An 18,591-nucleotide genomic window follows, 5' to 3' on the forward strand; every position below is an offset into this window, starting at 1 on the left:
GCGACCAGTATAGGCAGCGCCGTAGCCCGGCAACGCGGTACGGCGCTTATACCGCCCATCGCGCGGCATCGCGGCGCGGACATTCGACCGATTGCGCCGGATGCAGATGGCGGTACGCTAAGTCATTGAGCGGGCACGGATTTTATCACGCCGCCGCCAATGCTGCCGGGCGCGCGAGACCCGCCCCAAACGAAAAACCCCAAGAACCTGACGATTCTTGGGGTTGGAACTGCTGGTGGCCTGGGGCGGAATCGAACCACCGACACGCGGATTTTCAATCCGCTGCTCTACCAACTGAGCTACCGGGCCAACGAAGAAACGAGAGTATAGCGACCTCTTTTGAACTGTACAAGCCCTTTTCGTGAAATTTTTTACGCCGCGCCTTCGGACGGCTTCTTGCCGAGTTCGACGCCGAGCTGCTTGAGCTTGCGATACAGGTGCGTGCGTTCGAGGCCGGTCTTTTCCGCGACGCGCGTCATGCTGCCGTTCTCGCGCGCGAGGTGGTATTCGAAGTACGCGCGTTCGAACGCATCGCGCGCTTCGCGCAGCGGAATGTCGAACGGAATCGCGGCCGTCTGGCCCGCGAGGCCGAGCGCCGCTGCGACGTCGTCGCCGAGCGTCGGCAGCGCAGCCGCCGACGCGACCGCTGCGGGCCCCGCCGCCTGCCCGGCGCCGGCCTTCGCCGCCGCATTCGCGGACACCGGCGCCGCGCCGCGCGCGAGCCCGTGCTCGACGGCCTTCAGCAGCTTCTGCAGCGCGATCGGCTTCTCGAGGAAATCGAGCGCACCGATCTTCGTCGCCTCGACGGCCGTGTCGATCGTCGCGTGCCCGGACATCATGATCACCGGCATCGTCAGCAGGCCTTGAGCCGCCCATTCCTTGAGCAGCGTGACGCCGTCGGTATCCGGCATCCAGATATCGAGCAGCACGAGATCGGGCGCCTGATTCAGCCGGTATTCCCGCGCAGCCTGCGCGTTCTCCGCCGCCTCGACGACGTGTCCTTCGTCGCTGAGGATCTCCGAGAGCAATTCCCGGATGCCCATTTCATCATCTACCACCAGGATGGTTGCCATTTACGCTGCCTTTGTCTGCTCACTTGCTTTTGTCTTCGTCGAGGCCGACCGTCCGGCGGCCGGCTTGCCGGCGGCCGACGCCGCCGCGGGCGCCGCTCCGTCGGGCCCCGCATTCGGCGCATCGCTCGCCATCTGCAGGAACAGGATCGACACCTGCGCACCTTCGACGGTCTCGCCGTGCATGCGATTGCGCAGATCGATCCGCGCGCCATGCTCGTCGACGATCTTCTTGACCGTGGCCAACCCGAGCCCCGTACCCTTCGCCTTCGTCGTCACGTAAGGCTCGAACGCGCGCGTCAGGATGCGCGCCGGGAAACCGGGCCCGTTGTCCGACACGGTAAGACGAACCGCGACGCGCGTTTTGCCCTCGGCGTCGGGGTCGCCATATTCTACTGTCTTGGTTTCGATCAACACACGCGGATGCTCGGACTCCGCGACCGAATCCTGCGCGTTCTGCAGCAGGTTGTGTATCACCTGACGCAGTTGCGTCGCATCGCCGCGAATCACCGGCAGCGACGGCGCGAGCTCGACGACGATCGGATTCTTGCCTTCGCCGACGCCGTACAGCCCCAACACTTCGCTCACCAGATCGTTCAGCTGCAGGTTCGCGAGCACGGCCGGCGGCGTGCGCGCGTATTCGCGGAAGTCGTCGACCATCCGCTTCATCGCGGCCACCTGGTTGACGATCATCGTCGCGCCGCGCTTGAGCACGTCCGCGTCGTGCGGCGCGAGCTTGTCCGACAGCTTCATCTGCAGCCGTTCGGCCGACAGCTGGATCGGTGTCAGCGGGTTCTTGATCTCGTGCGCGAGCCGGCGCGCCACCTCGCCCCATGCGACCGAGCGCTGTGCGGAAATCACGTCGGAGATGTCGTCGAACACGACGACGTAGCCCGACGTCTGCGGATCGTCGGCCTGCCCTTCGACCGTCGACACGAGCCGCGTGCCGCGCACGAGCAGCGTCAGCGGATCGGTCTCGCCCGGCACTTCGACCGCGAACTGCTGCTGCCAGTGGCCCGTATCGCCGCTGCCGCTGTCGGACGCCGCCTCGCGATCCGCGAAGGCCTTGCGCACCATCGCGCCGAACCCGGCGACGACGCCGATCTGGTCGAGCGTCGTGCCGATCAGCGAATTGAACGGCTGCCGGAAAATCCGCTCGGCGCCGCGGTTCGCCGTCGTGAGCCGGAACTGGCGGTCGAGCACGAATACGCCGGCCGTCAGGTTCGCGAGAATGCTTTCGAGATAGGCCTTCGAATGCTCGAGCGCGATCCGGTTCTTCTCGACCGCAAGCCGCGCCTCGGACAGCTGGCGCGTCATCGCGTTGAACGACTGCGTAAGGAAGCCGAGCTCGTCGCGCGTCTTGATCTCGCGCTTCGGCGTGTAGTCGCCTTCGGCGACTTCCTTCGTGCCCTGCGCGAGCAGGAACAGCGGCCGCGCGAGTTGCTGGCCAAGCGCGAGCGCAAGCATCATCGCGATGAAGGTCGCGAGGAACAGCGCGAGCGTCAGCGTGCCGATGTACATCTTGCGCAGCCCCGTGCGGCCGAGCGATTTCTCCTGATATTCGCGATAGGCACGCTGGACGGCGTCCGCGTTGTGCGCGAGCGTCGGCGGCACCGGCTGCGTGAGCTGCAGGAAGCGTTCGGCCGGCTGCAGCATCGACGTCGTCGCGTCCGGAATCGGCCGCACGACGCGCAGCCGCAGCGCGCCTTTCGCGCCGTGCGCGCGCGGATCGCCGTCGACTTCGCCCTCGATCGCCGCATACGCGCCGTGCTCGCGCGCCTGGCTCAGCATCAGCGGCGTCGGCAGATCGTCCGGAATCAGCGCCGCGAAATTGCCCGACGCCTGCGCGACGATATGCAGATCGGGCGACGCACCCGAGCCGCCGCGGCTCGGCTCGACGATCGTCGCGTCCTGCACGCCGAACTGGTCGCGCAGGCGCAGCAGCGTGAGCGTCGTGCCGTTCGTGTTCGCGTCGACGCTCGCGAGCTGATCGGACATCAGCCGCGCCTTCGTCTGCAGATCGGACAGCGACGCGTCGAGCATCCCGCGGCCGAGATTCAGGCCGGCCGTCAGCGCGGTTTCGACGTTCACGTCGAACCACGACTCGATGCTGCGCGACACGAACTGGTACGACACGATATAGATGATGCCGCCCGGCACGACACCGACGAGCGCGAAGAAGATCGCGAGCTTCGCGAGCAGCCGCGTGCCGAACTTGCCCTTCCTCAGGCGCACGACGATCATTCCGATCAGCCCGAGCACGACGAGCAGGAACACGAGCGCGACGATGATGTTCGCCGCGTACAGCCACGAGTAGTAGCGATCGAAGAATTCGGTGTTCGCGCTCGCCGCCGCGAGCAGCACGAGCAGCAGCAGCGCGGTGATCGCGACGGTCGACACGATCACGCGTATGAGGAGGCTCTTTCCGCTCGTCGCGCGGCGCACTTTATTTAGCACGTTCGGCCACCGTGAACGTAAAGCGCTTCCAGTCCGAGGCCAGTGTCCAGTCGCGGTTGTTCACCGCGTCGACCTGGAACGGCTTCGGCATCAGCGCCGTGTCGAGCTGCATCCGCACCGACGCCGTGTACGTCTCGCCGGCACGCACCTGGTTGCGGTCGATCACGTGCCACGACGTGATGTGCTTGACGACCGCGAGCGCATCCTTCAGCGTGCCGAAGCCGAGCTGCAGGCCGCCCGTCGACACGCGGTATTCGCGCGTGAGCGGCTGGAACGACAGGCGGATCGTCTGCGACACCGACACCGGCTGCTCGTCGAACCAGTACCAGCGCGCGCGGCTCAGTTCGAAGTCGGTCGTGAAATAAAGCGGGATGCCCTTGTTCACGGCATCCTCGAGGTTCGGGTTCAGTTCGAAATCGAAGCGGGCGTCGAGGCTCCAGCCGTTTCCGTCGGCCTGCAGCGAGGCGCGCTGCACGGCAATCGATTCGGCGTGCGCCGGCCGCACGATGGCCACGCACAGCGTCAACGCGACCAGCAGGACGGCCGCGAGCCGAAGTGGAAAAAGGTGTTTGATCGTCACCGTTTCTGAAACCGCGCGTAGAAAAATCCGTCGTGATCGGTGGTCGGGTCGGGCACGCCGGCGGTGCCTTCGCTGCCCGCTCCGCCCGAAGCGGCACGCGGCAGCAGCTGGCCGGGCGCGTCCAATCGTACCGCATCTTCGCAGGCCGCTTCAAACCAGCGCGCCTGCTGCTCGCCTTCTTCGGGAAAGATCGAGCACGTGACGTACAGCAGTTCGCCGCCCTCCTTCAGGAGCGGCCACAGCGCTGACAAGATGCGTCGCTGTTCGGCGACGAGCGCCGGGATGTCGGCCTCGCGGCGCAGCCAGCGGATGTCCGGATGACGTCGCACGATCCCGGACGCCGAGCACGGGACGTCGGCCAGGATCCGGTCGAACGGACGGCCGTCGTACCAGGTGTCGGGCGCGCCCGCGTCGCCGACGCGCACATCGGCCGCGAGCGACAGCCGCGCGAGGTTCTCGCCGATGCGCGTCGCGCGGCTCGCGTCGCTTTCGAGCGCAACGACTTCCGCGTCGGCGAGCTCGAGGATATGGCCGGTCTTGCCGCCCGGTGCTGCGCAGGCATCGAGCACGCGCATGCCGTCGCGCGCGCCGAGCCATTCGGCCGCGAGCTGCGCGCCCGCATCCTGCACCGACACGACGCCGTCGGCGAAACCCGGAATGCGCTCGACCGGCAACGCCGATGCGAGCCGCACCGCATGCCGGCCGATCGCGGCGGCCTCGATTCCGTTATCGCGCAGCGTGCCGAGATACGCGTCGACGCTCGCGCGACGTGCGTTCACGCGCAACGTCAGCGGACCTTGCCGGTCGCCGGCCGCGAGTATCGCCTGCCAAGCGTCGGGCCATGCGCGCTTCACGGCGTCGATCCACCATGCGCGGTAGTTCCATTGCGCGACCGGATCGGCATGCATCGCGGCGACGAGTGTGTCGCGCTCGCGCAGAAAGCGTCGCAGCACGGCGTTCACCATCCCCTTCGCAAACGCATACTCGCGCCGCGCGCCGATGGCGGTCACGGCCTGATCGACGACCGTGAACGGCGGATACGCCGCTTCGCCGTCCGCGTCGAGCAGCAGCGCGAGTGCGCCGGCGAGCACCGCATGTACGTGTGCGGGCGGCGCCTTGCCGACGAGGCGCGCGATCAGCCAGTCGACGCTGCCGAGACGACGCATCGTGCGATACGCGACGTCCTGCGTCGCACCGCGCGCGAGCGCCTGCGCCCCCGATGCCATCTGCGCGAACACCGCGGAGAGCGCGGCCGGCAACGCGGTGCCGCGCCGCACCGCGTCGACCGCCTGCGCGGCCGCGTCCAGCGCGAAGCCGAGCGAGTCGGGCGCGACACGCAATGCCGACAGGCGCGCGGCGCGGCCGGGAGAAGACGGGGAAGCGGAACGGGTTCGTGTCATCGGGGCGAAATCGGCAAGCGGGGCGGGAGCCGGGCGACGCCGACGCCGACGCCGCGCCGATCCCAAACCGCGCATTGTAGCGTGCGACCGGATGCGGCCCGGACGACGCGCAAATGAATCACCCCGCAGCGCGACGCATGCGGGGTGATGGGGGAAGGACCGCGGAACAGGCGCCGCGAACGGGCGCCGTCAGTCGAAGCGGCCGGTGCGCGCCATTTCCATCAGCCGCGCGATGCGCTCCTCGGTGGCCGGGTGCGTGGAGAACAGATTCTGCAGACCGCCGCCGTGAAGCGGGTTCATGATCATCATCTGCGCGGTGGCCGGATGCGCCTCGGCCGCCTGGAACGGGATGCCCGCCGCATAGCGATGAATCTTGTCGAGCGCGCTCGCGAGCGCCTGCGGGTCGCCGGAGATCTGCGCGCCGCCACGGTCGGCCTCGAACTCGCGCGCACGCGAGATCGCCATCTGGATCAGCGCGCCCGCGATCGGCGCGAGCAACGCGACCGCGATGCCTGCGATCGGATTGACCGGCCGGCCGTTTTCATCGCGCCCGCCGAAGAACATCGCGAAGTTCGCGAGCGCCGAGATCGCACCGGCCATCGTCGCGGTGATCGTCGAGATCAGGATGTCGCGGTGCTTCACGTGCGCAAGCTCGTGCGCCATCACGCCGCGCATCTCGCGCTCGGACAGCACGCGCAGGATGCCGGTGGTCGCCGCCACGGCCGCATGCTCGGGGTTGCGGCCCGTCGCAAACGCGTTCGGCGCATCCTCGTTGATCAGATAGACACGCGGCATCGGCAGGTTCGCGCGCGTGGCCAGCTCGCGGACCATCCGGTAGAACTGCGGCGCCGTGTTCTCGTCGACCTCCTGCGCGTTGTACATGCGCAGCACCATCTTATCGGAGAACCAGTACGAGAAGAAATTCATGCCGAGCGCGAACAGCAGGGCGATCGTCATGCCGCGCGAGCCGCCGATCATGCCGCCGATCACGATGAACAGGGCCGTGATCGCGGCCATCAGCATCGCCGTTTTGACCCAATTGAACATACCCACTCCTTATCCGTCGGGGAAACCCGCCGTCACGATGTGCGGCGGGAAATTGTAAGCGATCTGTTAGATAAGGGCTCGCCGGAAAAATTCAATTTCAGCGCTGCGCCGTCGCGAGCCGCAGGCCCAGCCCGACGAACGCGCTGCCGACCGTGCGATCGAGCCATTTCTTGACGCCGGGCTTGCCGGAAAAGCGCTGCGTGACGCTGCCCGCGACCCACGCGACCATGCCGCTCCAGATCGTGCTCATCGTGACGAACACGGCGCCGAGGGTCAGAAACGCGAGCGTCTTGTGCGGGCTGTCGGCCGCCACGAACTGCGGGAAGAACGACACGAAAAACAGCACGACCTTCGGATTCAGCACGTTCGTCCAGAAGCCCTGCAGGAAAAGTTGGCGCAGCGGCTTCGCGGGCGACGCGGAGGCGGTGCCGGCGTCCGAGGTCGCGGCGGCGGGCTTCGCAAGCACCATGCGCACGCCGAGATACATCAGATAGGCGGCGCCCACCAGTTTGATCGCGGTGAACGCGGCCGCCGATGCCGCGAGCAGCGCGGTCAGCCCGAACGCGCATGCGAGCACGTGCACGCAGCAGCCGGCCGAAATGCCCAGCGCCGACATCAGGCCCGCGCGGCGGCCCTGCGCAACGCTGCGGCCGACGATGTACGCGGTATCGGGACCGGGCGTGACGTTCAGCAGGAACACCGCTGGCAGAAAGAATCCGAAATGGACGATGCCGAACATGAAAGCCTCGCAACTGGGAATGCCGGGAAATTCTACGCGCGCCGGACAGGCCGCGCGACTCGGCCGAACGGCCGATTGCGCGCGGTCCGCGCACCGTGTCGAATGGCGTCTCGCCGGCCGCTCAGCCCGCGTCGGGCAGCGCGAAGCGCTGGCCTGCGGCGAGCGGCGAGCCGGCGAGGAATTCGCGTGCCGGCAGCCGCTTGCCGCCCGGCTTCTGCAACTGCGTCACGCGCAGCGCGCCGGTGCCGCACGCCACGATGACGCCGTCCGGCGCCGCTTCGACGATCGTGCCGGGCGCCGCGTCGCCGCGCCCCGTGGCGGGCTCGGCCGCCCAGATCTTGATCGCGGCGCCGTCGAGCGTCGCGACGCCGCCGGGGAACGGATCGAACGCACGCACCTGGCGCGCAAGCACGTCCGCGGGCTTGCGCCAGTCGAGCGCCGCTTCGTGCTTGCCGATCTTTTCCGCGTAGGTCGCGCCGTCGGCCGGCTGCGGCGTCGCCGCGAGCGTGCCGTCGCGTTCGAGCCGCGCGAGCGCGTCGACGATGAGCTGCGCGCCGTCGGCGGCGAGCCGGTCGTGCAGCGTCGCCGTCGTATCGTCGGGCGCAATCGCGATGCGCGATGCCTGGATCATCGCGCCGGTGTCGAGCCCGGCGTCCATCTGCATCAGCGTGACGCCCGTTTCGGCATCGCCGGCCTCGATCGCGCGGTGGATCGGCGCGGCGCCGCGCCAGCGCGGCAGCAGCGACGCATGGATGTTGATGCAGCCGTGGCGCGGAATGTCGAGCACTTCCTGCGGCAGCAGCAGCCCGTATGCGGCGACGACCATCACGTCGTGCGGCGTCGCGCGCAGCAGCTCGATCGCCTCGACGGCCTCGGCCGGATACTTGCCGGCGCGGCGCAGCGACGGCGGCTGCGCGACGGGCAGCCCGTGCTCGAGCGCGTAGCGCTTCACGGCGCTCGCCTGCAGCTTCATGCCGCGCCCGGCGGGCCGGTCGGGCTGCGTGAGCACGAGCGGCACCGCGAAACCGGCGTCGTGGATCGCGGCCAGCGCGGCCGCGGCGAATTCCGGCGTGCCGGCAAAAATCACGCGCAACGTATGGGTCATGACAGCGTTCGGGGTCGGTCTCGGCGAACGCGCGTCACATCGCGCGTTCGAGTTTCTTCATCTTCGTCTTGATCCGGCTCTGCTTGAGCGGCGACAGGTATTCGACGAACACGCGGCCCATCAGGTGATCCATTTCGTGCTGGATGCATACCGCGAGCAGGCCTTCGCAGTCGAGCTCGAACGTCTCGCCCTGCTCGTTGAGCGCGCGCACGCGCACGCGGTCCGGGCGCTCGACTTCATCGTAGATGCCGGGCACCGACAGACAGCCTTCTTCGTAGACCTGCTTGCCGTCGCTCGACCAGATGATCTCGGGGTTGATGAAGGCGCGCAGCTCGTTCTTGTCTTCGGACACGTCGATCACGATCACGCGTTCGTGCACGTCGACCTGCGTGGCCGCGAGGCCGATGCCCGGCGCCGCGTACATCGTCTCGGCCATGTCGGCAACGAGCTTGCGGATGCGGTCGTCGACCTTGTCGACGGGCTTCGCGACCTTGTGCAGCCGCTTGTCGGGGTAATGAAGAATGTTCAGCAAAGCCATGGTCTTTCGGTATTCGGTGAAGCGGTGTGCCGCATCGGCCATCCGGCCGGCTGGCGCTGCCGCCGCGATGCAATGAAGATGAGGCGGATGCGCGGCGAATCAATGCCGCGGATCGCGCCTCCTGCATTCGGCCGCGCGCCTGCGCACGCGGCCTCGACGAGTATTTCGGATGATGAAAATTTTATCATGGCGTCACGCCGCTCGCTGGCCGCTTCCGTCGAGGGAAATCTCATGTCGCCGCAAGCGCTGACGCGTGCCGGGCTGCGCGCCTGGCTGCAGCTCGCGCACGCACCGTCGCTGCCGCCGGCCGTGCTGCGCGCACTGCTCGACGCATTCGGGTCGGCCGACGCACTGCTGCGCGCGCCGGACGATGCGATCGCCGCGGCGAGCAGCCCGACCGCCGTGCGCGCCGTGCGCGCGAGCGAGCGCGCCGATCTCGACGCGCGCACCGATGCCGCACTCGCGTGGCTCGACGTGCGCGGCAACGCGATCGTCACGCTCGACGATCCGGCCTATCCGCCACGCCTGCGCGATCTGCACGATCCGCCGCCGCTGCTATATGTAAAGGGGCGGCTCGACCTGCTGCACGCGCGCGGCATCGCGGTGGTCGGCAGCCGGCATGCGACGCCGCAGGGGCTCGCGGACGCGACGCGCTTCGCGCGTGCGTTGTCGGATGCGGGGCTCACGGTCGTGTCGGGGCTCGCGCTCGGTATCGATGCAGCGGCGCACCAGGGGGCGCTCGACGGCCGGTCGAGCACGATCGCGGTAATCGCGACGGGCGCCGACCTGGTCTATCCGGCGCGCCACCATGCGCTCGCGCATGCGATCGCCGCGCACGGTGCGATCGTGTCCGAATGGCCGCTCGGCACGCCGGCCCGCGCGTCGCACTTTCCGCAGCGCAACCGGCTGATCGCGGCGCTCGCAATCGGCGCGCTCGTCGTCGAAGCCGCGCCGCGCTCCGGCTCGCTGATCACCGCGCGACTGGCGAACGAACTGGGCCGCGACGTATTTGCGATGCCGGGCTCGATTCACGCGCCGCTCGCGCAGGGCTGCCATGCGCTAATCCGCGACGGCGCGAAGCTCACCGCGACGCCGCTCGACATCCTCGAGGAATACGGGCTCGGCGAGCCAGCAGCGCGCGGCGCGCACACGTGCGCCGAACCGGCCGCCGGCGATGCGCGCGCGAACGTCGGCGTGGCGGACCTCCACGACGTGACCGCTGCCGCAGCGTCGCCACCCGCCACCGCGCCGCCGGACACCGCCGCGGCCGAAGCCGCCGCCGAAGCCGCCGCCGAACTGCCCGCGTGCCCGGCCGAGCAGGCCGTGCTGACGGCGCTCGGATATGGCCCTGTGACATACGAATGGCTCGCCGAGCGCTGCGGGCTGCCCGACGACGCACTGCACCGCGCGCTGCTCGCGCTCGAACTGGCCGGTCGCGTCGCGCCGCTGCCCGGCGGCCGCTACGGTCGGCTCGACGGGCCGCCCAACCCTGCTGCACGCGGCGTGCTACATTCCCCCGCATAGCGGCGGCCGTGCCGCTGACGACATTCGAAGGAAACTCATGCCCGCGCTGAATCTCGACACCGACGCCGATCGGATCGCCGAGCGTCTCGCCGATCCCGCCACGCTGCTCGTCGCCTGCCTGTGCGCCGAATGGTGCGGCACCTGCCGCGACTACCGTACGCTGTTCGACCAGCTGGCCGACGCGCATCCGGACGCGTGCTTCGCCTGGATCGACATCGAAACCCATGCCGACCGGCTCGACGACCTCGACGTCGAGAACTTCCCGACGATCCTGATCGAGGACGCCCATACGGCCCGCTTTTTCGGTACGGTGCTGCCGCACGCGGCGATCGTCGAACGCATGCTGTCCGACCTGACCGCCGTGCCCGGCACGCCGCACGCACCGAAATTGCGCAACGTGCTGACGGTCGAGGCCTGAGCGCGCCCGGCCGCGCGCATTTTTTCACGAGTCGGCGTTCGCGCGTTTGGCCTCGCGCCGTACCGGGCGCTTGCCGCCGCTGCGCCCCCCCTCTATGATGGGCCGCTTTTTACACGTCCGGCCGCCGTCGCGGCGGCGTGTGCTATAAAGCCGTCGTAAAAGGGACCCACACCGGCGAACCCGGTCTACCAACACACATCTGTCATGTCCAAAGCACTGATCATTGCGGAAAAGCCTTCTGTCGCGAACGACATCGCGCGCGCTTTGGGCGGCTTTACCAAGCATGACGAATACTTCGAAAGCGACGAATACGTGCTTTCGTCCGCTGTCGGCCACCTGCTGGAAATCGCCGCTCCGGAAGAGTACGAGGTCAAGCGCGGGAAATGGAGCTTCGCGCATCTGCCCGTCATCCCCCCGCATTTCGACCTCAACCCGATCGCAAAAAGCGAGTCGCGCCTGAAAGTGCTGACGAAGCTGATGAAGCGCAAGGACGTCGATCGCCTGATCAACGCATGCGACGCGGGGCGCGAGGGCGAGCTGATTTTCCGCCTGATCGTGCAGCACGCGAAGGCGAAGCAGCCGGTCCAGCGCCTGTGGCTGCAGTCGATGACGCCGCAGGCGATCCGCGACGGTTTCGCGCACCTGCGCAGCGACGCCGACATGCAGCCGCTCGCCGACGCCGCGCGCTGCCGCTCCGAAGCCGACTGGCTCGTCGGCATCAACGGCACGCGGGCGATGACGGCCTTCAACAGCAAGGGCGGCGGCTTCTTCCTGACGACCGTCGGGCGCGTGCAGACGCCGACCTTGTCGATCGTCGTCGAACGCGAAGAGAAAATCCGCCGTTTCGTCCCGCGCGACTACTGGGAAGTGAAGGCGGAATTCGCGTGCGCGGCCGGCTTCTACGAAGGCAAGTGGTTCGACCCGAAATTCAAGCGCGACGAGTTCGATCCCGAGAAGCGCGATTCGCGGCTCTGGAGCCTGCCGGCTGCCGAGACGATCGTCGCCGCGTGTCGCGACCAGGTCGGCACGGTCAGCGAGGAATCGAAGCCGTCGACGCAGCTGTCGCCGCTGCTGTTCGACCTGACGAGCCTGCAGCGCGAAGCGAACAGCCGTTTCGGCTTCTCCGCGAAGAACACGCTGGGCCTCGCGCAGGCGCTGTATGAAAAGCACAAGGTGCTGACCTACCCGCGTACCGACGCGCGCGCCCTGCCGGAGGACTATATCGGCACGGTGAAGTCGACGCTCGAGATGCTCAAGGAGAGCCACAACTACCTGCCGCACGCGAAGCAGGTGCTCGACAAGGGCTGGGTCAAGCCGAACAAGCGGATCTTCGACAACTCGAAGATCAGCGATCACTTCGCGATCATCCCGACGCTGCAGGCGCCGAAATCGCTGTCCGAGCCCGAGCAGAAGCTGTACGACATGGTCGTGAAGCGCTTCCTCGCCGTGTTCTTCCCGGCCGCCGAATACCGCGTGACGACACGCATCACCGAAGTCGCCGGCCATCACTTCAAGACCGAAGGCAAGGTGCTCGTCGAGCCGGGCTGGCTGCAGGTCTACGGCCGCGACGCCGAAGGCGCCGACGCGAACCTCGTGCAGGTGCAGAAGGACGAGAAGGTGAAGACGGACGAGATCGCCGCCGTCGCGCTCGTCACGAAGCCGCCCGCACGCTACTCGGAAGCGACGCTGCTGTCGGCGATGGAAGGCGCCGGCAAGCTCGTCGAGGACGACGAACTGCGCGAGGCCATGGCCGCGAAGGGCCTCGGTACGCCGGCCACGCGGGCGGCGATCATCGAAGGCCTGCTCGGCGAGAAATATCTCGTGCGCGAAGGCCGCGAACTGATCCCGACCGCGAAGGCATTCCAGCTGATGACGCTGCTGCGCGGGCTCGGCGTGAAGGAACTGACCGCACCCGAGCTCACGGGCGAATGGGAATACAAGCTGTCGCAGATGGAGCGCGGCAACCTCGGACGCGACGCATTCATGCAGGAAATCGCGCGCATGACGCAGCAGATCGTCAAGCGCGCGAAGGAATACGATTCCGACACGATTCCCGGCGATTACGCGACGCTCGAAACGCCCTGCCCGAACTGCGGCGGCCAGGTGAAGGAGAACTACCGGCGCTTCGCGTGCACGAAGTGCGACTTCTCGATCTCGAAGATTCCGGGCAGCCGGCAGTTCGAGATCGCCGAAGTCGAGGAGCTGCTGCAGAAGAAGGAGATCGGTCCGCTGTCGGGCTTCCGCAGCAAGATGGGCCGTCCGTTCTCGGCGATCCTGAAGCTGACGTTCGACGACGAAATCAAGAACTACAAGCTCGAGTTCGATTTCGGGCAGGATCAGGGCGGCGACGAAGGCGAAGCGCCCGACTTCTCCGCGCAGGAGCCGGTCGGCACGTGCCCGAAGTGCAAGGGCCGCGTGTTCGAGCACGGGATGAGCTACGTCTGCGAGCACTCGGTCGCGAACCCGAAGACGTGCGACTTCCGCTCCGGCAAGGTGATCCTGCAGCAGGAAATCACGCGCGAGCAGATGGCCAAGCTGCTTGCGGACGGCCGCACCGATCTGCTGCCGAACTTCAAGTCGTCGCGCACGGGCCGCAACTTCAAGGCGTACCTCGTGAAGCAGCCGGACGGCAAGATCGGCTTCGAGTTCGAGAAGAAGGAGCCGAAGGCGGCCGCCGCGAAGAAGACGGCGAAATCGGCGACGAAGGACGCGGAGACCGTCACCGAAGGCGCCGACGAGAAGCCGGCGCCGGCACGCAAGACCGCCGCACGCAAGACGACGACGCGCAAGACGGGCTCGTAACGAGCGCCGCCGCGAGTCGCGCGCGTCGCGGCGGCTCGCCAGCCCGCCAGCCCGTCGGCCCGTCGGGCAAACAAAAAACGCGGATCGATCGCTCGATCCGCGTTTTCTTTTTGGCGCCTCCGTTCGGGCGCCCGCGCGTCGCCGTTACAGCGGCGACGGCGCCGAGACGCGCTGACGGCCTGCGCGCGGCAGCCGCGGCGACAGGTTCGGATCCGCCGGTTCCGGCTGCTCCGCACGCGTTTCGACGCCGATCGGCGGGAGCGTCGCGCCCTGCGCGGCCCACTGCTCGCCCATCGTCGCGTCGGTCGACTTGCTGAAGTACTCGACGAGGTGATCGATGAACGTGCGCACCTTCGCCGGCAGATGGCGCCGGCTCGGATAGGCGATGTTGATCTCGACCTGCGGCAGCTTGAAATCGGGCAGCAGCCGCACCAGCGCACCGCGCGCGATGTCGCCGCCGATCAGGTAGCTCGGCAGGATCGCGACGCCCATCCCGAGCAGCGCGAACTGCCGCAGCATCGCGGTGTTGTTCGCGACGATCACGTTGGTCGGACGCACGCGCACTTCGCCGTCCGGCCCCGTAAACACGCGCTCGTCGCCCCAGTATTCGGTCGGCAGACTCAGGCTCGGATGCTCGGCGAGCTGCTCCGGATGCGTCGGCACGCCGTGCTTTTCCAGATAGCTCGGCGTCGCGCATACCGTCATGCAGCCCGTGGTCAGACGCCGCGTGACGATGCTCGCGCTGCGCATCTGTCGCGTCACGACGATGCCGACGTCGAAGCCTTCCTCGACGAGGTCGACCTGCCGATCGACGAGCGTCAGATCCGGCACCACTTTCGGGAACTGCTCGGTGTACGACTGCAGCACCGGTGCGAGGTTATGCAGGCCGAACACGACGGGCGCGACGATGCGCAGCGTGCCGACCGGCTCGTGATTGCGCGCGACGACCATCTGCTCGACGTCCTCGAGTTCGTCCAGAATCTGGCGCGCACGCTCCAGATAGACCTGCCCCGATTCCGTCAGCGAAAGGCTGCGCGTCGTGCGATTCAGCAGCCGCGTGCCGAGCCGGCCTTCGAGATCGGCGACATGGCGCGTCGCGACCGCGTTCGAGATATCCATTGCACTCGCGGCCCGCGCGAAACTGCCGAGATCCGCAACCTTGACGAACACGCGCATCGACTGCAAATGATCCATAAACGACTCCTGCCGCTGTTACAACTTCAAAAAGTTGAAGCAAATGCGTAATTCTCCTACGACAGCGGAAAAGATGCAGAGTTGCCTATCGCGTCCGCGAATCGAGATAAAAACCATCAAACATCCTTGGTGTGCGCGGATAATTGATCCAATTATTCTGATTGGAGCAACAATTGGGTGAATCTCGTCCGCCAGGCGGCCGAATCAGGAAGGACGTATTTGATGCGACACAACATCGCACCCCGGCGGTCGACGTTGCGCGGCGCCGGGACGGCTGCGGCCGATTGCGGCGGAGCGTAACAACCTGTTAAAAAGGCCCCACGGGCGCGGCCGGCGTAGCATCATGTCGGCCCCGGCCGCGCGGGACAGGCGCGCTGTGCGCCGCCGCTGCCGGATTCAACGCGCAACACCACCCCGCTCACCATGAAAATTGCCATCCTCGACGACTACCAGGACGCCGTCCGCAAGCTGAACTGCTTCGAGATGCTCGCCGACCACGACGTGAAGGTCTTCAACAACACGGTGCGCGGGCTGGGGCAACTCGCGAGCCGCCTCGCGGAAGTCGAGGCGCTCGTGCTGATTCGCGAACGCACACCGATCTCGTCGCAACTGCTTGCCAAATTGCCGAATCTGCGCATGATCAGCCAGACCGGCCGTATTTCGAGCCATATCGATCTCGACGCGTGTACCGACCGCGGGATCGCGGTGCTCGAAGGCACCGGCTCGCCGATCGCGCCGGCCGAACTGACGTGGGCGCTCGTGATGGCTGCGCAGCGCCGCATTCCGCAATACGTCGCGAACCTGAAGCAGGGCGCGTGGCAGCAGTCGGGGCTGAAGACGTCGGCGCTGCCGCCGAACTTCGGTCTCGGCCAGGTGCTGCGCGGGCAGACGCTCGGCATCTGGGGTTACGGCAAGATCGGCCGGCTCGTTGCCGGCTACGGCAAGGCGTTCGGGATGAACGTGATGATCTGGGGCCGCGAACATTCGCTCGAGGCCGCGCGCGCGGACGGCTACACCGCCGCCGAGAGCCGCGAAGCGCTGTTCGAGCAGAGCGACGTGCTGTCGCTGCACCTGCGGCTGCATGACGACACGCGCGGGATCGTCAAGCAGGAAGACTTGATGCGGATGAAGCCGACGTCGCTGCTCGTCAACACGAGCCGCGCGGAACTGCTCGAGGAAAACGCGCTCGTCAACGCGCTGTCGCACAACCGGCCGGGGATGGTCGCGATCGACGTGTACGAAAGCGAGCCGATCCTGCAGGGCTACAGCTTGCTGCGGATGGAAAACGTGATCTGCACGCCGCACATCGGCTACGTCGAACGCGAAAGCTACGAGCTGTATTTCAGTGCCGCGTTCAAGAACATCCTCGCGTTCGACCAGGGCGACACGTCGAGCGTCGTCAACCCGGAAGCGCTGCTGCCGGTCCGCAAGCGCTGATCACACGCCGCGCGCCGCTTCACGCGGCGACGCGGCCGTCCGTCATCGCGCCGACGCGCGCGAGAAAATGTTCACCGTCGCGGCGCCCGAGATCGTATGCGTGCTGCATCTGCGACGGGCTCGTGTAATCCCAGCTGGAAATCGGCACCTTCGTCGACGGCTGCACGTACAGCCGACGCTGATCGCCGTGCGCGACCGTAAACATCTGCGGACGCGGATACCGCCGCGTGACGAGCACCAGCACGTCGCCCGGCGAGGCGTCGAGCGCGCCGACCGGCACGTTGTCCACCATCCCGCCGTCGAGCACCGGCCGGCCGCCGCGCCGCAGCACCGGCGTAAACGGCGGCGTACACGACGACTGCAGGATCAGGTCGGCCAGCTCGTCGACGTGCGCGCAATCCTGCGCGCGCACGAATTCGGGACGAAAGCCCAGTGTGCGGCCGAGCGTCGGATGCAGCGTCTTGCGCAGGTACTTTTCGATGTTGTACGCGACGAGGCCCGCGGCCACGGCGCTGCGCGCGCCGAGCCAGCGCGGCACGTGCGACACGCCGATACGGATCTCCGGCGCGCTCGCGAGCTGCGCGAACGGCTCGCCGTAGATGTCGAGCAGCGCCTGCCGGTAGATCCGGTAGTGCGGAAACATCGGCTCGCGGCCGAACAGATTGCGCCAGTACACGTTCTTCCGGTTCTCGCGCAGCGCCTCTTCGTAATAGCGCATCACCCACGCGGCATCGCGCGTGTACAGCATGCAGGCCGTCGCCGCGCCGGCCGAAATGCCGGCGATCACGCGCGGGCGCAGGCCGAGCGCCGGCTGCGCGACGTCCCAGAAACCGGCCTGCCACCAGCAGCGATTGCCGCCGCCCGCGAAAACGATCTGGTCGAACATTGCGCCGCTCAGCTCGTCAGCGCGTAGGTCGACGTCGCGTGGACGGCCATCTTGCCGTCCTCGTCGAACAGTTCGACTTCGCCGAACACGAGGTTGCGGCCCATTCGCAGCACGCGCGCGGTCACAAGCACGTCGCCCTTGCGCACCGGACGCATGAAGTTCGTGTTCAGCGAGACGGTCGTCATCGGCCGGAACTCGCCGAGCGCGGCCGAGATGGCGACGACCATCGCGGTGTCGGCGGCGGCCGTGAATACCTGACCGCAGATCACGCCGCCCGAATGGCGGAATTCGCCGGAAAACGGCAGGCGCAGCGTGACGCTGTCGTCGCCGATCGATACGGGGACCAGATCGAGCGAGCGGACCCACGGGGCCAGCAGGCGATCGAGCAATTCGCGGACTGCGTTCTCGTCCATCTTCGAATGTCCAGAAAACGTTGCGCGACCGCCGCGCAACAGGTTGGACGTCATCATACCGGGAGCGCGGAAACTGCGATGGCTCGTTATCCCGCCGTCAGGTCGCGTTGTCGTGACGAAATATTTTCGCGAAATATGCAGAAAGGGCTTGCCATGTCCCGAAAAGCCATGCATAATTTCGCTTCTGTCGGGGGCGTTAGCTCAGTTGGTAGAGCAGCGGACTCTTAATCCGTAGGTCGAGTGTTCGAGTCACTCACGCCCCACCAAAGAATTCAAGGGTTTAGCAGCGATGCTAAGCCCTTTTTTCTTTTCAGTGCCCGTTGATATTAGACAGTGTCTAATATCAAGTGCCATCTTCCCTCGCCTCAGCCTGTCAAGCCTGACAGGATCGTTTCCGTCCCGTACTGCGTGCTACATTCTTCAGCGGATTACTTTTCGCAAAGTTCAGCATGGGATTCGCATTCATTCGAGAAGGCGACACGACGTCTCACGGCGGCCGCGTGCTCGCATGTGATCCGACCAATACGGTCGACGGTAAAGCATTGGCCCTGCTCGGCGACATGGTGTCGTGTCCGCGTTGCGGCGGTGTCTTCCCGATCGTGAAGGTAAAGACCGAACTGCACATGACATTCAACGGCCGGCCGGTAGCGTCAGACGGCGACATGACGGCGTGCGGCGCGACGCTCATCGCGAGTCAGAGCAACGCTACGGCATCGCCTACGGAGGGCGCAGGACACCCAATTGGCGGCGGCCATAGCGTAGTGGCCCAACAGGCAAGCGCTGACCAGTCGGGCCCACACCGCGGGCGTTTTCAGGTCCTGGACGACGACACTGGGAAGCCCGTCGCTAATCACCCGTATACCGTGACCGGCAGCGATGGCAGCACCATTACGGGAACGACCGACGAAGACGGGTATACGGACTGGCTCGAGACTGCCCGCGCCGCGTCCCTTTCTTTCAAGCGCTCGACCTGAATTCGGT

At 67.0% G+C, this 18,591-nt stretch carries 16 protein-coding genes and 2 tRNA genes; 6 read left to right on the forward strand and 12 right to left on the reverse strand.

Annotation, left to right across the window (positions count from 1 at the left end; genetic code table 11):
- Window positions 1–233: 233 nt before the first annotated feature.
- The 9 genes from NP80_RS12610 to def all read right to left on the reverse strand — a co-directional run bounded on the left by NP80_RS12610 (window position 234) and on the right by def (window position 8,936).
- A tRNA-Phe gene (locus NP80_RS12610) sits at window positions 234–309 on the reverse strand.
- Between the two features lie 62 nt (window positions 310–371).
- Entirely contained in the window at window positions 372–1,073 is a 702-nt protein-coding gene (esaR, locus tag NP80_RS12615; protein ID WP_006401851.1) for a response regulator transcription factor EsaR, read from the reverse strand.
- A complete protein-coding gene (gene esaS, locus NP80_RS12620; RefSeq protein ID WP_012214364.1) occupies window positions 1,074–3,527 on the reverse strand; it encodes a sensor histidine kinase EsaS in 2,454 nt (817 codons plus the stop codon).
- Window positions 3,517–4,107, reverse strand: coding sequence for a DUF4390 domain-containing protein (locus NP80_RS12625; RefSeq protein WP_006401849.1), 591 nt, complete (start codon window positions 4,105–4,107; stop codon window positions 3,517–3,519). The genes esaS and NP80_RS12625 overlap by 11 nt, the downstream gene beginning before the upstream one ends.
- Window positions 4,104–5,507, reverse strand: coding sequence for a 16S rRNA (cytosine(967)-C(5))-methyltransferase RsmB (gene rsmB, locus NP80_RS12630; RefSeq protein ID WP_045593715.1), 1,404 nt, complete (start codon window positions 5,505–5,507; stop codon window positions 4,104–4,106). Before rsmB ends, NP80_RS12625 begins: the two co-directional genes overlap by 4 nt.
- A 189-nt stretch (window positions 5,508–5,696) precedes the next feature.
- Complete coding sequence (gene htpX / locus NP80_RS12635; RefSeq protein ID WP_006407220.1) at window positions 5,697–6,554, reverse strand: zinc metalloprotease HtpX; 858 nt, start codon at window positions 6,552–6,554, stop codon at window positions 5,697–5,699.
- 97 nt (window positions 6,555–6,651) lie between these two features.
- Window positions 6,652–7,293, reverse strand: a complete 642-nt coding sequence (locus NP80_RS12640) for a LysE family translocator (protein ID WP_006410715.1) — start codon at window positions 7,291–7,293, stop codon at window positions 6,652–6,654.
- Between the two features lie 121 nt (window positions 7,294–7,414).
- Window positions 7,415–8,398, reverse strand: a complete 984-nt coding sequence (fmt, locus tag NP80_RS12645) for a methionyl-tRNA formyltransferase (protein ID WP_006410714.1) — start codon at window positions 8,396–8,398, stop codon at window positions 7,415–7,417.
- Between the two features lie 34 nt (window positions 8,399–8,432).
- On the reverse strand, window positions 8,433–8,936 hold the full coding sequence (def, locus tag NP80_RS12650) for a peptide deformylase (protein ID WP_006410713.1): 504 nt from the start codon (window positions 8,934–8,936) through the stop codon (window positions 8,433–8,435).
- A 186-nt stretch (window positions 8,937–9,122) separates the two neighbouring features.
- Here def and dprA point away from each other — a divergent pair, with 186 nt between their 5' ends.
- From dprA to NP80_RS12665, 3 genes are all read left to right on the forward strand, one after another.
- Window positions 9,123–10,460, forward strand: coding sequence for a DNA-processing protein DprA (gene dprA, locus NP80_RS12655; RefSeq protein ID WP_172488701.1), 1,338 nt, complete (start codon window positions 9,123–9,125; stop codon window positions 10,458–10,460).
- Window positions 10,461–10,497: 37 nt separating this feature from the next.
- Window positions 10,498–10,878 (forward strand): thioredoxin family protein, encoded by a 381-nt coding sequence (locus NP80_RS12660; RefSeq protein ID WP_006407224.1) that lies wholly within the window; start codon window positions 10,498–10,500, stop codon window positions 10,876–10,878.
- A gap of 204 nt (window positions 10,879–11,082) precedes the next feature.
- A complete protein-coding gene (locus NP80_RS12665; protein ID WP_006401840.1) occupies window positions 11,083–13,680 on the forward strand; it encodes a DNA topoisomerase III in 2,598 nt (865 codons plus the stop codon).
- Between the two features lie 144 nt (window positions 13,681–13,824).
- Here NP80_RS12665 and NP80_RS12670 read toward each other — a convergent pair whose 3' ends face one another.
- A complete protein-coding gene (locus NP80_RS12670) occupies window positions 13,825–14,874 on the reverse strand; it encodes a LysR family transcriptional regulator (RefSeq protein ID WP_006401839.1) in 1,050 nt (349 codons plus the stop codon).
- A 423-nt stretch (window positions 14,875–15,297) separates the two neighbouring features.
- Here NP80_RS12670 and NP80_RS12675 point away from each other — a divergent pair, with 423 nt between their 5' ends.
- The gene (locus NP80_RS12675) at window positions 15,298–16,311 is read left to right on the forward strand and encodes a D-2-hydroxyacid dehydrogenase family protein (protein ID WP_006401838.1); all 1,014 of its coding nucleotides are present in this window, start codon (window positions 15,298–15,300) and stop codon (window positions 16,309–16,311) included.
- 19 nt (window positions 16,312–16,330) lie between these two features.
- On the opposite strand, the gene NP80_RS12680 is transcribed toward NP80_RS12675, so the two are convergent.
- Entirely contained in the window at window positions 16,331–17,197 is an 867-nt protein-coding gene (locus tag NP80_RS12680; protein WP_006407226.1) for a patatin-like phospholipase family protein, read from the reverse strand.
- Window positions 17,198–17,205: 8 nt separating this feature from the next.
- Window positions 17,206–17,610, reverse strand: coding sequence for a PaaI family thioesterase (locus NP80_RS12685; RefSeq protein WP_012467421.1), 405 nt, complete (start codon window positions 17,608–17,610; stop codon window positions 17,206–17,208).
- Between the two features lie 190 nt (window positions 17,611–17,800).
- On the opposite strand from NP80_RS12685, the gene NP80_RS12690 reads away from it, so the two are divergent.
- Window positions 17,801–17,876, forward strand: a tRNA-Lys gene (locus tag NP80_RS12690).
- A gap of 183 nt (window positions 17,877–18,059) precedes the next feature.
- Complete coding sequence (locus NP80_RS12695) at window positions 18,060–18,584, forward strand: PAAR domain-containing protein (RefSeq protein ID WP_035947409.1); 525 nt, start codon at window positions 18,060–18,062, stop codon at window positions 18,582–18,584.
- Window positions 18,585–18,591: the final 7 nt, after the last annotated feature.

Source organism: Burkholderia multivorans ATCC BAA-247, from assembly GCF_000959525.1.
GTDB classification, from domain to species: domain Bacteria; phylum Pseudomonadota; class Gammaproteobacteria; order Burkholderiales; family Burkholderiaceae; genus Burkholderia; species Burkholderia multivorans.

Excerpts from the sequence above, each read along its gene's own strand:
- esaR (WP_006401851.1), bottom strand. The coding sequence starts at position 1,073 with ATGGCAACCATCCTGGTGGTAGATGATGAAATGGGCATCCGGGAATTG.
- rsmB (WP_045593715.1), bottom strand. The coding sequence starts at position 5,507 with ATGACACGAACCCGTTCCGCTTCCCCGTCTTCTCCCGGCCGCGCCGCG.
- htpX (WP_006407220.1), bottom strand. The coding sequence starts at position 6,554 with ATGTTCAATTGGGTCAAAACGGCGATGCTGATGGCCGCGATCACGGCC.
- NP80_RS12640 (WP_006410715.1), bottom strand. The coding sequence starts at position 7,293 with ATGTTCGGCATCGTCCATTTCGGATTCTTTCTGCCAGCGGTGTTCCTG.
- fmt (WP_006410714.1), bottom strand. The coding sequence starts at position 8,398 with ATGACCCATACGTTGCGCGTGATTTTTGCCGGCACGCCGGAATTCGCC.
- def (WP_006410713.1), bottom strand. The coding sequence starts at position 8,936 with ATGGCTTTGCTGAACATTCTTCATTACCCCGACAAGCGGCTGCACAAG.
- dprA (WP_172488701.1), top strand. The coding sequence starts at position 9,123 with ATGGCGTCACGCCGCTCGCTGGCCGCTTCCGTCGAGGGAAATCTCATG.
- NP80_RS12660 (WP_006407224.1), top strand. The coding sequence starts at position 10,498 with ATGCCCGCGCTGAATCTCGACACCGACGCCGATCGGATCGCCGAGCGT.
- NP80_RS12665 (WP_006401840.1), top strand. The coding sequence starts at position 11,083 with ATGTCCAAAGCACTGATCATTGCGGAAAAGCCTTCTGTCGCGAACGAC.
- NP80_RS12670 (WP_006401839.1), bottom strand. The coding sequence starts at position 14,874 with ATGGATCATTTGCAGTCGATGCGCGTGTTCGTCAAGGTTGCGGATCTC.
- NP80_RS12675 (WP_006401838.1), top strand. The coding sequence starts at position 15,298 with ATGAAAATTGCCATCCTCGACGACTACCAGGACGCCGTCCGCAAGCTG.
- NP80_RS12680 (WP_006407226.1), bottom strand. The coding sequence starts at position 17,197 with ATGTTCGACCAGATCGTTTTCGCGGGCGGCGGCAATCGCTGCTGGTGG.
- NP80_RS12685 (WP_012467421.1), bottom strand. The coding sequence starts at position 17,610 with ATGGACGAGAACGCAGTCCGCGAATTGCTCGATCGCCTGCTGGCCCCG.
- NP80_RS12695 (WP_035947409.1), top strand. The coding sequence starts at position 18,060 with ATGGGATTCGCATTCATTCGAGAAGGCGACACGACGTCTCACGGCGGC.